The organism is Mesorhizobium sp. LMG17149, assembly GCF_024518695.1.
Taxonomy (GTDB): domain Bacteria; phylum Pseudomonadota; class Alphaproteobacteria; order Rhizobiales; family Rhizobiaceae; genus Mesorhizobium.
On record NZ_JANIFL010000016.1, the window covers coordinates 56,874 to 71,532 of the forward strand.

Annotated in this window: 16 protein-coding genes; 2 read left to right on the forward strand and 14 right to left on the reverse strand. The window is 65.1% G+C overall.

The window, feature by feature from the left end; translation table 11 throughout:
- Nucleotides 1–13: 13 nt before the first annotated feature.
- From dapB to NP945_RS29730, 7 genes are all read right to left on the reverse strand, one after another.
- The gene (gene dapB, locus NP945_RS29700; protein ID WP_256748301.1) at nucleotides 14–835 is read right to left on the reverse strand and encodes a 4-hydroxy-tetrahydrodipicolinate reductase; all 822 of its coding nucleotides are present in this window, start codon (nucleotides 833–835) and stop codon (nucleotides 14–16) included.
- Nucleotides 832–2,691: an ABC transporter ATP-binding protein gene (locus NP945_RS29705; RefSeq protein WP_256748302.1), complete on the reverse strand. Its 1,860-nt coding sequence runs from the start codon at nucleotides 2,689–2,691 to the stop codon at nucleotides 832–834. The genes dapB and NP945_RS29705 overlap by 4 nt, the downstream gene beginning before the upstream one ends.
- Before the next feature lie 137 nt (nucleotides 2,692–2,828).
- Complete coding sequence (locus tag NP945_RS29710) at nucleotides 2,829–3,854, reverse strand: glucokinase (protein WP_127268267.1); 1,026 nt, start codon at nucleotides 3,852–3,854, stop codon at nucleotides 2,829–2,831.
- A 192-nt stretch (nucleotides 3,855–4,046) separates the two neighbouring features.
- Entirely contained in the window at nucleotides 4,047–5,135 is a 1,089-nt protein-coding gene (gene mepA / locus NP945_RS29715) for a penicillin-insensitive murein endopeptidase (protein ID WP_256748303.1), read from the reverse strand.
- 65 nt (nucleotides 5,136–5,200) lie between these two features.
- Complete coding sequence (locus NP945_RS29720) at nucleotides 5,201–6,100, reverse strand: SDR family oxidoreductase (protein ID WP_256748304.1); 900 nt, start codon at nucleotides 6,098–6,100, stop codon at nucleotides 5,201–5,203.
- Nucleotides 6,097–7,251, reverse strand: a complete 1,155-nt coding sequence (queG, locus tag NP945_RS29725; RefSeq protein WP_256748305.1) for a tRNA epoxyqueuosine(34) reductase QueG — start codon at nucleotides 7,249–7,251, stop codon at nucleotides 6,097–6,099. The genes NP945_RS29720 and queG overlap by 4 nt, the downstream gene beginning before the upstream one ends.
- Nucleotides 7,232–7,924 (reverse strand): glutathione S-transferase family protein, encoded by a 693-nt coding sequence (locus NP945_RS29730; protein WP_027040261.1) that lies wholly within the window; start codon nucleotides 7,922–7,924, stop codon nucleotides 7,232–7,234. Before NP945_RS29730 ends, queG begins: the two co-directional genes overlap by 20 nt.
- Nucleotides 7,925–8,084: 160 nt before the next feature.
- Here NP945_RS29730 and NP945_RS29735 point away from each other — a divergent pair, with 160 nt between their 5' ends.
- Nucleotides 8,085–8,891, forward strand: a complete 807-nt coding sequence (locus NP945_RS29735; RefSeq protein ID WP_256748306.1) for an undecaprenyl-diphosphate phosphatase — start codon at nucleotides 8,085–8,087, stop codon at nucleotides 8,889–8,891.
- 277 nt (nucleotides 8,892–9,168) lie between these two features.
- Here NP945_RS29735 and NP945_RS29740 read toward each other — a convergent pair whose 3' ends face one another.
- Both NP945_RS29740 and rsmI read right to left on the reverse strand, forming a co-directional pair.
- Complete coding sequence (locus tag NP945_RS29740; protein ID WP_027040263.1) at nucleotides 9,169–9,546, reverse strand: YraN family protein; 378 nt, start codon at nucleotides 9,544–9,546, stop codon at nucleotides 9,169–9,171.
- Complete coding sequence (rsmI, locus tag NP945_RS29745) at nucleotides 9,539–10,468, reverse strand: 16S rRNA (cytidine(1402)-2'-O)-methyltransferase (RefSeq protein ID WP_256748307.1); 930 nt, start codon at nucleotides 10,466–10,468, stop codon at nucleotides 9,539–9,541. The genes NP945_RS29740 and rsmI overlap by 8 nt, the downstream gene beginning before the upstream one ends.
- Nucleotides 10,469–10,602: 134 nt before the next feature.
- On the opposite strand from rsmI, the gene NP945_RS29750 reads away from it, so the two are divergent.
- Entirely contained in the window at nucleotides 10,603–10,791 is a 189-nt protein-coding gene (locus NP945_RS29750) for a hypothetical protein (RefSeq protein WP_256748308.1), read from the forward strand.
- 73 nt (nucleotides 10,792–10,864) lie between these two features.
- Here NP945_RS29750 and NP945_RS29755 read toward each other — a convergent pair whose 3' ends face one another.
- From NP945_RS29755 to rph, 5 genes are all read right to left on the reverse strand, one after another.
- Nucleotides 10,865–11,302 carry an EamA family transporter gene (locus tag NP945_RS29755; RefSeq protein WP_256748309.1) on the reverse strand — a complete coding sequence of 146 codons (438 nt, stop codon included), beginning with the start codon at nucleotides 11,300–11,302 and terminating at the stop codon, nucleotides 10,865–10,867.
- 398 nt (nucleotides 11,303–11,700) lie between these two features.
- A complete protein-coding gene (gene hemW, locus NP945_RS29760) occupies nucleotides 11,701–12,864 on the reverse strand; it encodes a radical SAM family heme chaperone HemW (protein WP_256748310.1) in 1,164 nt (387 codons plus the stop codon).
- Nucleotides 12,861–13,508: an RdgB/HAM1 family non-canonical purine NTP pyrophosphatase gene (rdgB, locus tag NP945_RS29765; protein WP_256748311.1), complete on the reverse strand. Its 648-nt coding sequence runs from the start codon at nucleotides 13,506–13,508 to the stop codon at nucleotides 12,861–12,863. Before rdgB ends, hemW begins: the two co-directional genes overlap by 4 nt.
- Nucleotides 13,508–13,918, reverse strand: coding sequence for a VOC family protein (locus tag NP945_RS29770; protein ID WP_256748312.1), 411 nt, complete (start codon nucleotides 13,916–13,918; stop codon nucleotides 13,508–13,510). Before NP945_RS29770 ends, rdgB begins: the two co-directional genes overlap by 1 nt.
- A 10-nt stretch (nucleotides 13,919–13,928) precedes the next feature.
- A complete protein-coding gene (gene rph, locus NP945_RS29775; RefSeq protein ID WP_056585385.1) occupies nucleotides 13,929–14,645 on the reverse strand; it encodes a ribonuclease PH in 717 nt (238 codons plus the stop codon).
- Between the last annotated feature and the right edge of the window lie 14 nt (nucleotides 14,646–14,659).

Consider the following 14,659-nt stretch of genomic DNA (forward strand, 5'->3'; position numbering starts at 1 on the left):
TGGATGGTCCGCCTCAGCTCAAGCCGAGCACGTCCCGCATCGAATACAATCCTGGCTTCTTGCCGCGCGCCCACAAGGCGGCCTTGACGGCGCCGCGGGCGAAGATGGCGCGGTCCTCTGCATGGTGGGCAAGCGTGATGCGCTCGCCGGTGCCAGCCAGCAGCACGCTGTGGTCACCGACCACCGAGCCGCCGCGCAGCGTGGCAAAGCCGATCGAGCCGGTCTTGCGCACGCCGGTGTGGCCGTCGCGGACCCGCACGTCGTTGCCGGAAAGGGGGATACCGCGCCCGGCGGCGGCAGCTTCGCCGAGCAGAAGTGCTGTGCCCGACGGCGCGTCGACCTTGTGCTTATGGTGCATTTCGAGGATCTCGATGTCGAAATCGTCGGCATCGAGCGCGCGCGCCGCCTGTTCGACCAGCACCGCCAGAAGATTGACGCCGAGGCTCATATTGCCCGACTTGACGATGGTCGCATGGCGCGCCGCCGCCGCGATTTTCGCATTGTCGTCGGCCGTGCACCCGGTCGTGCCGACGACGTGAACGATGCGCGCTTGCGCGGCGTAGCCAGCGAATTCGACTGATGAGGCCGGGGTGGTGAAATCGAGCACGCCGTCTGCCTTGGCGAAGACCGGCAACGGGTCGTCGCCGATCGGCACATTGATGATGCCGATGCCCGCCAGTTCGCCTGCGTCCTTGCCCAGATAGGGCGAACCCGCCCGCTCGACCGCGCCGATGACCCGCGCGCCGGGGATGGTGTGGATGGCACGGATCAGCGTCTGGCCCATGCGGCCGGCAGCGCCCACCACCACAAGGCCCATATCGCCTGCTTCGCTCATGTGCTCCTCACAGCAGTCTTCTTCGCACGCGTGGCCCGGACCGGAGTTTGGATCGGCTCGCGGTCCTCGACAAGCCCCAGTCCCTTCTTGCCCTGGATGCGGTGGAAGCGGGAATAGATGCTGTCCGGGTCGGCCATAAGCGTCGCATGGGTGCCTTCCTCGACCAACCGTCCCTCTTCCAGCACGATGATGTGGTCGGCATTGACCACCGTCGACAGCCGATGCGCTATGACGATGGTCGTGCGGCCTTGCATGACTTGGGTCAGCGCTTCCTGGACGCGCGCCTCCGCTTCGTTGTCGAGCGCCGATGTCGCCTCGTCGAGCAGCAGGATCGGTGCCTGGCGCACGACGGCGCGGGCGATCGAGACGCGCTGGCGCTGGCCGCCGGAAAGGGTCGAGCCGCCTTCGCCGACCGGCGTGTCGTAACCTTGCGGCTGCTGGCGGATGAACTCGTCGGCTGCCGCCTGTTTCGCTGCCTGCTCGATCTCGGCGTCCGTGGCCGACAGACGGCCGTAGCGGATGTTGTCGCGGATCGTGCCCTCGAACAGATAGGGCGCCTGCGCCACATAGGCGATCGACTGCCGCAGCGAATGCTTGGTTACCTTCGAGATGTCCTGGCCATCGACCTCGATGCTGCCCCGGTCGACGTCGTAGAAGCGCTGCAAGAGGGCCACCAGCGTCGATTTGCCGGCGCCCGACGCACCGACGATCGCCGTCACCTTGCCGGCGGCGGCGGTAAAGCTCAGGTCCCTAAGCACCGGCATGTCGGCGCTGTAGCCGAACGTCACATTGTCGAAACGCACCTCGCCGGTGGTGATCCTCGCCTCGACGGCATCGGGTGCGTCGCCCTGTTTCGGCTCCAGGTCGAGCAACTCGTAGATCATGCGCGCGTTAACCAGGGCACGTTCCATGCCCACCTGTGTGCGCGCCAGGCGTCTTGCCGGATCGTAAGCCATGATCAGCGCGGTGATGAAGGAGAAAACCGCGCCCGGCGGCTGCCCAAGATACAACGCCCGGTAGCCGGAATAGGCAAGTACGGAGGTGATGGCGAGACCGCCCAGAATCTCGGAAATCGGCGACAGCCGCTCCGATACGCGGGCGATCTTGTTGTTACGCTGCTCGGCCGTGTCCGCCATGATGCCGATGCGGCGCGCCAGCTCGGCCTCCAAGGTGAAGGCCTTGACGATGGCGATGCCTTGCGTGGCTTCCTGCACGGACCCGTTCAGCCGCGAATTGATCAGGACGGATTCCCGGTTGATACGCCGCAGTCGGCGGGTGATATAGACGACGGCCCAGATCAGTGGAGGGCCGATCAGCAGCGAGCTGAGCGACAACACCGGATCCTGATAGATCATCACGCCGACGAGAGCGACCAGCGTGACCGCGTCGCGGCTGATGGAGGTCAGTGTCAGCGACAGCAGATCGCGAACGCCGCCGACATTCTCGCTGACCTGTGCCGCCAGCCGACCGGAACGCGTATCGTTGAAGAAGTTGACGCCGAGCTTCATCAGATGGTCGAAGCTACGCTTCTGGTAGCGCGCGACCAGATTGTTGCCGATACTGGCCAACGCGACTGCTTGGCCGTAACCGGCGAAGCCGCGCAGCAGGGAGGCCCCCATGAAACCGGCGCAGATCAACCAGAGCATATCGCCGCGTCGTTCGTAGAAGATCTGGTTGATCATCGGGGCCATGATCCACGCCGTGAAGGCGGTGGTGCCGGAAACGATCAGCAGGCAAGAGACGGCGACGACATAGGTCCAGCGATACTCTTTGCCGTTTTCAGCGAGGATGCGGCGGAGCACCGCTGTGACCTCGCCGGGCCGGGCTTTTTGTTTGTTTGGAGCTTCAAGTGTCAAATCGGGAGCGCTTTGTGGTTTTCCGCCTCGTGGGACCGGGGCTGCAAATTCGGCACCCCTCTTAACGCCCTGCGGCCTGATTGCCTATGCCCGCACCTGATTAACTTCGTCGCGGGGCGCGAGCGCTTCGCTGGCTTTCAGGCCTGCCAGCGCCGGCCCTCCGTCTGGACACCGAACAGCAAGGGGTTCCTGGCATAGGCGGCAAGGCCCAGAAGTGCGGCCAGCGGGTGGGTGATGACGTAGACCGGCATGGTGCGCATCATCGCGCTGTGCGGCGCCTTGTCCTCGAAAGCGGCGCGGAAATTGCCGGCTTTCAGCGCCGGCACGATCTTCTGCGCGATGCCACCGGTGAGGAACACGCCGCCGCGGCTCATGAACACCAGAGCAAGGTCGCCTGCGGTGCGCCCAAGGCAGGTGACGAAAATCTCCAGCGCTTCCACTGCAACCGGATCGGTTTTCGCAAGTGCCGCGGCAGTGATCTCGGCCGGCGTGGTGAAGGGCGACGGCTTGCCGTCCGCCTTGGCCACCGCCCTGTAGACATTGACCAGACCGCGTCCGCACAGGATCTGCTCGCCCGAAACGCGGCCTTCGAGCTTCTCGATATGCGGAAAAACCTCGAAATCGCGCGGTGTGCGCGGGCCGATGTCCATATGGCCGCCCTCGCCGGGCACCGGTATCCAATGGTGCAGCGCATGGACCAGCCCGGCGACGCCGAGCCCGGTTCCGGGGCCGAGCACGACGCGCCCGGCATTGGGCTCCGGCGTGCCGCCGCCGATCTTTTCCATGTGCTCCTCGCCGAGCGCAACGACGGCCAGCGCCTGCGCCTCGAAATCGTTGAGCACGACGATGTCGCTCAGGCCGAGGCTGGCGAACATTTTCCTCGGCTTGACGATCCAGGGGCAGTTGGTCAGCTCGATCTCGTCGCCGTCGACCGGGCCAGCCACCGCCAGCACCGCCGATTTGGGACGCACCGACGAGCGGTCGAGCACGGCCGCCTGGATCGCCTCGTCGATGGTGTTGTAGTTCGCCGTCTGGACGATGGTCGGCTCGCCTGCCTCGGAATTGGCGTCGAGCACGATCGAAAAGCGCGCATTGGTGCCGCCGATGTCGCCGATCAGGATCGGAAACCGCAGCAAAGTGTCGTCGTCGCCTGTGCGTGGCATGCTCTCGTCCGTCTCCGGCGCCCCCGACGGCATCTGGCCGTTCTTCCGTTGACTAGCGCATGGGTTTGAAAAGGGAAACGGTTTTCGACCCGGGCGGCGCGCTGAGGCCGGCTCTGCGGCCAAACCGCCACGGTTTCGCAAAATGAGGCGCTGAACCGATTGAGTCTGCCTATAAGCTATAAGCCGTGATCGTCAGTTTCCAGGCGGCCGCGGTCGCGGCAGCGGCACGCCGATCTCGGGCGTCGCCGTGAAAGCGTTCATCGTGCTTGGCAAGCCGGCGGCGGCCGGAGTGGCGGGCAACGAAGGCGCTTCGGGTTCGGGCGCGGCGGCCGCGACCGGCACGCCGCCGCCATGGTAGGTCGCCGCATCGGCCGACGACGGCCCCGGCGCGTCGAGCACGGCGCGGCACTCGCCCGGCAGGTTCGCCATCGTCATCAGGTCGCGCGCCTTGGGCGCATCGGGGTTCTTGTTGGGGCGCCAGGGCTCCTGCGTGAACCACCAGGCCAGCGGCTTGCCGCAACCGTCATCGTCCGGCGTCGCTTCCTGCGCCTTGCAGCCGGGCGAGCCCGGCTGGCAACCGATGCGCATGTGGAAATGATAGTCGTGGCCCCAGAACGGCCTGACCTTGCGCAGCCAGAAGCGGTCGCCCTTGACGGTGTCGCAGAGCTTTTTCTTGATGCCCGGATTGACCAGGATGCGCTTGACCTGGCCGTAGCTCGCCGCCCGCTTCAGAAGCTTTGTGTGCGCTGGCGTCCACAGCGCGTCCTTCACCAGATGGGTCTTCTCATCGACCATCAAGGTGGCGCTCATCGATTCGCGCTGCGCCATCGACAGCGGGCGGCGGGGCATCGGCGTCAGCCAGATGTCGGCGTCGAGCCCGATCTGGTGCGAGGCATGTCCTGTCAGCATCGGGCCGCCGCGCGGCTGCGAAATGTCGCCGATCAGCAGGCCTGGCCAACCATCGGCCGCTGCGTCGCGCGACAATTTCTCGACTACCGCGATCATCGCCGGATGGCCCCAGCGGCGGTTGCGCGACGGCCGCATCACCTGCCAGGTCGGACCGTCCAAGGGAATGGCGACGCCGCCGGCAAAACAGCCCTTGGAATAGAAGCCGATCGACTGCGCCGCGGTCGCGGCCGGCAGTCTCTTGGCGCCGAACAGGTCTTTTGCCCGCTCCTCGGCGCTCGCCGGCTGAACGGCTGACCCAAGCACGGCAAGCAGGCCGAGCGCAGCGGCCAACAGGGGCGTTTTGCCTAGAGATAGCCTCATCGCTGTCTTCATGAACCCGGTTCTCCACCGCAATCCCAAGGCCGAATCATAGCACGCCGCACCCGCGGCTTCGATCGTCAGCGCTTCATCGGGCTGCGCGCTTCGCCGTCACGCCAATCGCCGCTTGCCCACATATGATCGAAGGCGGCGCGGTAGTCTGGAAACCGCAGGGAATAACCCGCCGCCTTGATCGCCGCATTGGCGACACGCTTGTTCTCGCCATAGAAGGACCGCGCCATGGGCGAAAGTTGGGCGGCGTCGAAGGGAATTTCGGGCGGCGGTTCGATACCCATTAGCGAAGCGGCATAGGCGACGACATCCTGCGGCGGCGCCGGCAGGTCGTCGGTGACGTTGAAGATGCCGCCTGTATTGCCTTCGATGAGCTGCCACAGGGCGCCGGCAATGTCGTCGCAATGGATGCGGTTGAACACCTGGTCCGGCTTGACCAGCCGCCTTGCAGTGCCGTTTTCCAGATTGACCAGCGCGTTGCGGCCGGGGCCGTAAATGCCGGACAGGCGCAGGATCGCCCCCGGTCGGCCGATCTCGCGGCCCAGCTCCAGCCAGTCTCGTTCGGCGGCCACCCGCATCACCGAGCGCTTCGACACCGGCCGGCATTCCGCCGTTTCATCGACCCAGGCGCCATCATAATTGCCGTAGACGCCGACGGTGGAGAGATAGCTGATCCATTCGAGCGCCGGCATTTGAGCGATTGCCTCTCGTGCGGCATTCAGAACGGGATCGCCGGCCTCTTCCGGGGCAATCGAAATCAGCAGATGCGTTGTTTTTCCCAATGCATCGCCGATTTCGCCGGTCATCGCGCCGTCGAACAGAAGCGGCGCGATACCGGCCTGCCGTAGCGTCTCGAGTTTTTTCGGCGAGCGTGTCGTGCCGAAGATCGTCGCGGCGCCTTTGTTAGCCCGAGCAAAAGCCCTGCCGGAATAGCCGGCGCCGAAGATGAATATCTGCTTTTCGCTCATGCATTCGCCCTGGTTGGCCGCACCAGACGCCATTCGTCGCGCACGGCTTCGTCGCTTTCGGTTTTCAGGCCGATGGCTGCCCGTTCTGAATATTCGGCATCGGGCACCAGCCGCGCCAGCGCCCATATTGCCGCGCCCCGGACCAGCGGCGAGGCATCGTCCAGCAAGGCGCGCACAGTGTCGGCAAGAGAGGCATCGCCGGAATTGCCGGCGGCGATCAGCACGTTGCGGATGAACCGGTCGCGGCCGATGCGTTTTATCGGCGAACCGGAGAAGAAAGCGCGGAAGGCCGCGTCATCGAGACCCAAAAGGTCGGCGAGCGGCGGCTCGCGCAAATCATCGCGCGCGACGAGTTTTGCTTCGGAAGCTGCCCGGGCGAATTTGTTCCACGGGCAGGCGGCAAGACAATCGTCGCAGCCATAGATGCGGTTGCCGATCTTTTCGCGGAATTCGTGCGGAATCGGCCCTTTGTTCTCGATGGTGAGATAGGAGATGCAGCGCCGCGCATCGAGCCGGTAGGGCGCCGGAAAGGCATCGGTCGGGCACGCGTCGAGGCAGGCACGGCAGGAGCCGCAATGGTCGATCTCGGCGCGGTCGGGCACGAGTTCGGCGGTGGTGAAAATGGTGCCGAGGAACAGCCAGGAGCCGTGCTCGCGGCTGACCAGGTTGGTGTGCTTGCCTTGCCAGCCGAGCCCGGCGGCCTCGGCCAGCGGCTTTTCCATGACAGGTGCGGTGTCGACGAACACCTTCACATCACCACCGGCGCGCGCCACAATCTTGCCGGCGATCTCCTTCAGCCGCCCCTTCATCACGTCGTGATAGTCGCGGTTTTGCGCATAGACCGAGATCGCGCCGGAGTCGCGCTTGGCCAGCAGCCCGCGCGGATCATGGTCGGGGCCATAGTTCATCGCCAGCACGATGATCGAGCGCACCTGCGGCCAGAGGGCTGTTGGTTCACTGCGGCGTTGCAGCGTCTCGGCGATCCAGTCCATCGACCCATGAAAGCCATCGGCGACGAATTCGGCCAGGCGCGCCGGCGCCAGCGGGATCGCATCGGGGGAGGTGACGGCAACGGCATCGAAGCCGGCGCGCTGCGCCTCCGCGTCGATCAGCGCGCGCAGTTTTGCGGCGTCAGAAGTCGAGGTCCGCATAATGCGACACCGGTGACAGGCCGCGCACCCGGTCGGTCAAAAGCGGCCGGAAGGAGGGCCGCGACTTGACCCGCGTGTACCATTCGCGTGCAGCGCTGTGCTCGCGCCAGTCGATCTCGCCGAGATAGTCGAGCACCGACAGCGTCGCCGCGGCCGCGAGATCAGCATAGGTGACCCTCGAGCCAGCCAGCCAATGGCGGGTGCCAGCCAGCCAGTTGGTGTATTTCATGTGCTGGCGGATGTTGGCGCGCGCGGCACGGATCGCGCCCGAATCGGGCGAGCCGCCGCCAGCCGTTTCCGGCATGACCGGCTTCAGCACGCGCTCGCGCACCAGATGGCGGGTGACTTCGCTTTCAGCCTTGTTGAGGTACCAGTCGATCAGCCGGCGGATTTCGGCGCGCTGCATCGGGTCTTCGGCGAACAACCGCTTGTCGCGCTTCAGCACACCGCGCGTTTCATCGAGATACTCGGCGATGACCGTCGCCCCGACGATCGGCACGTCGCCTTCGGCCAGCAGGATCGGCAGCGTTCCGGCCGGGTTCAGCGCCAGGAACTCCTTGCGCCGGGTCCACGGCTTTTCCTCGATCAAAGCCAGCTCCTCGCCATACTCGCCGAATGCGAGGCGGACGAAGCGACAGGTGGCGAACATGGGATGGTGGAAAAGCGTCAGCATGGTTCCGCGATGATAAAGCGCACTGGCGAATCGCAGGGCGCACCGGTAAGTCTTGGCCGCCCGGTTAGCGGGCCGTCAGGGTGTTGCGACCTATAGGGGGACTTCAACGCCATGACAAGCAAGCCCTTCTGTCAGCCGTCACGCCAATGCCGAGGTAGCCATGGAAAGCCAGACCATCGTCGAAGCCCTGCTGCTTGGCCTGCTGGAGGGGTTGACCGAGTTCATCCCGGTGTCGTCGACCGGCCATATTCTGCTTGCAGGTCATTTCCTCGGCTTCCATTCGACCGGCAAGGCCTTCGAGATCCTGATCCAGCTCGGCGCCATCCTGGCGATCCTCAGCGTCTATTTCCGCCGGCTGTGGCAAATGCTGCTCGACCTGCCGCATGACCGGCTGACGCGGCATTTCGCCATCGGCATCCTGATCGCCTTCCTGCCGGCGGCGATCATCGGCGCGCTGGCGCATGATTTCATAAAGACGGTGCTGTTCGAATCGCCGAGGCTGATCTGCATCATGCTGATCATCGGCGGCGTCGTGCTGCTGGCGGTGGACCGCATGAACCTCAAGCCGGTCTACCGCGATGTCGAGCGCTTCCCGACCCGGCTTTACCTGCAGATCGGGCTTTTCCAGTGCCTGTCGCTCATTCCCGGCACATCGCGTTCGGGCTCGACCATCGTCGGCGCCCTGCTTTTGGGCGTCGACAAGCGGGCGGCGGCGGAATTTTCGTTCTTCCTCGCGATCCCGACCATGGTCGGCGCCTTCGCCTTCGACCTGTTCAAGAACCGCAACGTGCTGAGCAGTGCCGACCTGCCGATCATCGCCGTCGGCTTCGTCGCCGCCTTCGTCACGGCGCTCATCGTCGTGCGCTTCCTGCTCGATTACGTCTCGCGCAACGGCTACTCGCTGTTCGGCTGGTGGCGGCTGGTGGTGGGCGGTGTCGGCTTGGTGGCGTTGATGATCTGGGGGTGAGGAGTGATCCGCGTAGCGGCCCTCACGCTTCGTCATCCACGGGCGGAGCAAGGAGCGTAGCGACGCAGCGCAGACCCGAGGATCCATGCCGTGACGTGGATCGGAGGGTTCGGCGATCGAGAATAGCCATCGCCAAGCTCGCCAAATCCGGCGAAAAGTCTCCCAATTCCTGCACCGTAGAGGCTCTTAGAGGTCGCGGCATGGATCCTCGGGTCTCCGCGACGGAGCTTCGCTCCTGCTCCGCCCGTGGATGACGAATGAAGGAGGGCTGCCCCCTCTAACTCCTCCCGTAAAATGCATTCTCGACATGCACCGGCCAGCGCCAGGGCAGCACCGCGACCATGTCGAAGCGCATCGACAGTCTGCCGTAGTCCGCTTGGCGCGACAGCCAGATGTCGGCCGCGCCTTCTATTCGACGTTCCGATTCGTGGCCGATCGCCTCCATGGCTTCCATCAGCGTGCGGCGCGCCTTGACCTCGACGAACAGCACCAGATCGCCGCGCCGTGCGATCAGGTCGATCTCGCCGAAGCGCGTGCGATGGCGGCGGGCGAGAATGCGATAGCCTTTCAGCATCAGCGCTACCGACGCCAGCCATTCGCCGCGATGGCCGCGCCGATAGGCTTTTTGGCGGCTGGCGCTCGGGCGCTCAGCCACCGCCGCTTTCTCCAGAAGCATCCTTGAGCTCCAGCAATCGCCGATAGAGCGCCTGTTTCTGGCCGCCGGTCATCTTCGCGGCTTCCGCTGCCGCCTTGGAGGCCGGCATCTCGGCGGCAAGCGACAGAAGCAGACGGTCGATGTCGGCGGGCTCGTCCGCCCTGGCCTCGGCCGGACCAACGCAGACGACGATCTCGCCCTTCGGCGTATCGGCCGCAGCATAGTGGTCGGCCAGCGCCTGCAGCGTGCCGGTGCGCATCTCCTCGAAGGTCTTGGTCAATTCCCTGCCGATAGCGGCCTTGCGCTCGCCGCCGAGCGCTTCGACCATGGCGACAAGCGAGTCAGCCAGCCGGCGCGGCGATTCGAAGAAGATCAGCGTCGCCGGCACGGCCTTCAGTGCTTCCAGCCGTGTCAGCCGCTGCCCTGATTTGACCGGCAGGAAGCCGGCGAACAGGAAGGCATCGGAGGGCAGGCCGGATGCCGTCAGCGCCGCCAGCGGCGCTGACGGGCCGGGGATAGGCACGACGCGAATGCCGTGGTCGAGCGCCTCGCCGACCAGCCGGTAGCCGGGATCGGACACCAGCGGCGTGCCGGCATCGGAGATCAGCGCCACGCTCTGTCCGGCCTGGAGCGCCGCGATCAGCTTCGGCCCGGCCTCTCCGGCATTATGCTCATGATAGGCCGTGGTGCGGCGGCGGATGCCATAACGGTCTAGCAGCACGCGCGACACCCGCGTGTCTTCGCAAGCGACGATGTCGGCGGCGGCCAGCGTCTCCAGCGCGCGCAGCGTGATGTCGGCGAGATTGCCGATCGGTGTCGCCACCAGATAGAGCGCCGGCTCCAGCGGCCGGGCCGCGATCTCGGTCTGCCCGACCACATAGCTGCGCTTGCTCGTCTCTGCGGTCACCGATGACTTCTCCATTCAGCCCTGTTTGGCACGGCTGACGCGGGCTTGCAAAAGCTGACGCCGATGTAAGGAATTCGCCTTTCCTTTGCCACAGTGGGGAACCAAACCGGCGTTGGCAGATTAGCCCCCTGATTCCGGAGGAGGACAGGATGGATAGCCTGAAGATACAGGACGCTTTCGAGCCCTATTATGCCGGCCGCAAACGCGTTGCCGCACCCAGGGACAAGCGCCCGCCTGCCAATACCGAGCACAGCCTGACCAAAGAGCGCGTCGCGAACGCCTTGCCGACGAATGTCAGGCTTTCCGACAACAAACCCGACAGCACGACGGAGCACTGACCGGACGATGCCCAATCGCTTCGATATCTTCATCACCCGTCTTGAAACAAAGAACGCCCGCAACGGCGCGCAACTATCCTCGATAGGCGACCAGCACCGCGCCCGCCGCGATAAGGGCGACGCCAAGCCAGTTCGCTCCGGACAACCGCTCGCCGAGAAAGGCCGCGCCAAACACCGCCACAAGCACGACGCTTAGCTTGTCGATCGGCGCCACCTGCGCCGCATTGCCGATCTTGAGCGCCCGGAAGTAGCAGAGCCATGAGGCGCCGGTCGCCAGGCCGGACAGGCCGAGGAAAGCCCATGTCTTTCCCGAGATCGTGGCCGGCGACTGGAACTGGCCGCTGGCGAGCAGAATCGCACCGAGCACGATCAGGATGATAAATGTGCGGATGAAGGTGGCGAAATCGGAATTGATGTTCTCGATGCCAACCTTGGCGAAGATCGCCGTCAGGGCAGCGAACGCAGCCGAGAGCAGGGCCCAGAATTGCCAGGAGGATACGGTCAGGTTCATGCCGGTGGCCTTCGCGGATGGCGTCTCAACCGAGATATCTCGAAACGCGCGCCTTCAGAAGTGTAATCCTAAGCTTCGGAGATTGGACGAGGCTTCCCCACCTTCGTCATCCACGGGCGGAGCAGGAGCGAAGCGACGTCGCGAAGACCCGAGGATCCATTCCGTGACTTCTGAATTTCGCTACGGTGCAGAATTTGGAAAGCTGGCGTGGAGAAGATGCGCCGGCAACGAAATCTATTGTTTGAACGGACAAGTGGCAGAGCAGGCATGCCCATTCTGGACCGTGACGCCCCGCAGCAGCCGTCGCGGCATGGATCCTCGGGTCTGCGCGCCGCTTCGCGTCGCTCCGCCCGTGGATGACGAGGCGGGAGGAGCTTGGCGCAGGCAAAGCTACCTGCCTACCGCGCCAGATCGGCGACCACGGCGTCGAGCACGATCATGCCGGCGGCCGTGGCGCGCAGGCGCGCATTGCCGATCGGCGCCACCAGACCCTCGCCCTGCAGCATCGATAGCCGTGCGCTCGACAGGCCACGTCCGGAGAACGCTTCGTAGCGGGAGAGGTCGATGCCCTCGGCCAGCCGCAGGCCCATCAGCAGGAATTCGTCGGCCTCTTCCGAGCGTGTCAGGATTTCGCCGCCGGTGACGCCATGGCCCTTGGCCTCGACCAGATTGGCCCAGGTTTCCGGCATCCGCTCGGCGATCGTCACCGTGCGGCGGCCGTTTTCGACGAAGCGGCCATGCGCGCCGGGTCCGACGCCGACATATTCGCCATAGCGCCAATAGGTGAGGTTGTGCCGGCTCTCGGCGCCCGGCCTGGCGTGGTTGGAAATCTCGTAGGCCGGCAGGCCGTGCGCCGTGGTGATCTCCTGCGTCAGCGCATAGAGGTCGGCGGCGTGGTCATTGTCGGGAATGATGAATTTCTTTGCCGCGTGCAGGGCGTGGAAGGGCGTGCCTTCCTCGATGGTCAGCTGGTAGAGCGACAGATGGTCGGCGGCATGGCCGATCGCCTGTTCCAGCTCCGATGCCCAAGCCTCCGGCGTCTGGCCGGGGCGGGCGTAGATCAGGTCGAAGGACAGCCTTGGGAATATTTCCCGCGCCAGGCCGATGGCGTGCAGGGCCTCTTCGACATTGTGCAGCCGGCCGAGGAAGCGCAAATCCTTGTCGTTCAACGCCTGAACGCCGAGCGACACCCGATTGACACCGGCCGCCCGATAGCCGCGAAAGCGTTCGGCCTCGACCGAGGACGGATTGGCCTCCAGCGTCACCTCGATGCCGTCAGGCACAGTCCAGTTCTTCGCCACGGCGTCCAGAACCCTGGCCACGGTTTCCGGCTTCATCAGCGAGGGCGTGCCGCCGCCGAGAAAAACGCTGGTCACCTCACGCGGCCCAGTGCGCTCGCGCATCGTCGCCAGTTCGGCCTCGAAGGCGGCGGCAAAGCGCTCCTGGTCGACCGGCTGGTGGCGGACATGGCTGTTGAAGTCGCAATAGGGGCATTTGGCCGCGCAGAACGGCCAGTGGACATAGACGCCGAAGCCGGGCGCCCGGTCGAGCAGCATGCTCATGCCGAGCCCAATCTCGCCTTGGCGAATTTCTGGAAGGCACGCGCGCGGTGCGACAGCGCCGTGGCCTGGCCGGGCTTCCAGCCATGCTTTTCCTCAGCGCTCATTTCGCCGAAGGTTTTTTCGAAGCCATCGGGCAGGAACACAGGATCGTAGCCGAAGCCGAGCTCGCCGCGCGGTGGCCAGACCAGCGTGCCTTCGGCCTCGCCGCGATAATATTCCGCCTCGCCGTCGGGAAACGCCAGGCAGATGACGGCGACGAAACGTCCCTTGCGCTGTTGCGGCAAGGCCGCTCCGACTTCCTGCAGCGCCACTTCGGTGCGTTGCATGGCCATGCCGAAATCTCTGCTGCCGTCCGGGGTTTCGGCCCAGTTGGCGGTGTAGACGCCGGGCGCGCCATCAAGCGCGTCGACGCACAGGCCGGAATCATCCGACAGCGCCGGCAGGCCGGTCGCCTTGGCCGCGGCGAGCGCCTTGATGTAGGCGTTCTCCTCGAAGGTGGTGCCGGTCTCATCCGGCTCCGGCAGGCCATACTCCTTGGCCGACTTCGCTTCGAAGCCGAACGGCCCCATCAGGTCGGCGAATTCGCGCAGCTTGCCGTCATTATGGCTGGCGACGACGATCTTCTTTCCGTCGAGAGAATGCATCAAAGGCCCCAGATTCGTGGCTCGGCGAATTCGATCGAATTGCCCGAGGGGTCGCGTATATAGATCGAACGACCGCCCTGCGGCCACTCGAATTCGCTCTCGATGGCGATCTTCTTTGCCTCGAGATGCGCTTTCCAGCCGGCGATTTCATCGGCGGTCGCAGCAAAGCACAGATGGCCCTCGCCGACCGTGCCATGCGGCGGCACCGGCAGCCTTGCGTCAGGCGCCGGCGGGATTTTGGTCGCCTCGGCGTTGAAGACGAGCAGCACGCCCGGTCCGCAGCGGAAAAAGAGATGACGGCCGTCGACCTTGCCGAGGAGATTGAGGCCGAGGACGCCGACATAGAATTCTTCCGCCGCCGCCAGATCGGTGACGTAGAGGGCAGATTCCAGGATGGCGGAGGGTGTCACCAGAAAACCGTCAAGCCACTGCCATCTGCTGCAAACTCACCAACCGCTGGATGCCTTTCTTGGCCAGGCCCATCAGGTCCGCGAACTGCTCTTCCGAAAAAGGCTCGCCCTCGGCGGTGCCCTGGATCTCGACGATGCCGCCCTTGCCGGTCATGACGAAATTGGCGTCGGTGCCGGCCGAAGAATCCTCGATATAGTCGAGGTCGATGACCGGCTGGCCGTCATGGATGCCGCAGGAGATCGCCGCGACATGGTCCTTCAGCACCTTGGCGACGCTGGCCATCTGGCGCGCTTCCATCCAGCGCAGGCAATCATACAGCGCCACCCAACCGCCGGTGATCGAGGCGGTGCGGGTGCCGCCATCGGCCTGGATGACGTCGCAATCGACGGTGATCTGCTGCTCGCCCAGCGCCTGCAAGTCGACCACGGCGCGCAAGGAGCGGCCGATCAGCCGCTGGATTTCCAGCGTGCGGCCGCCCTGCTTGCCGGCCGAAGCCTCACGGCGCATGCGCTCGCCGGTCGAGCGCGGCAGCATGCCGTATTCCGCCGTCACCCAGCCCTTGCCGGAGTTGCGCATCCAGCCCGGCACTTTTTCCTCGAGGCTGGCCGTGCACAGGACATGCGTGTCGCCGAACTTCACCAGGCATGAGCCTTCGGCGTGCTTGGAGACGCCGCGCTCGAAGGAGATGGCACGCATTTCGTCGAATTGGCGTTTGGAAGGGCGCATTCAGGCTGCTTTCT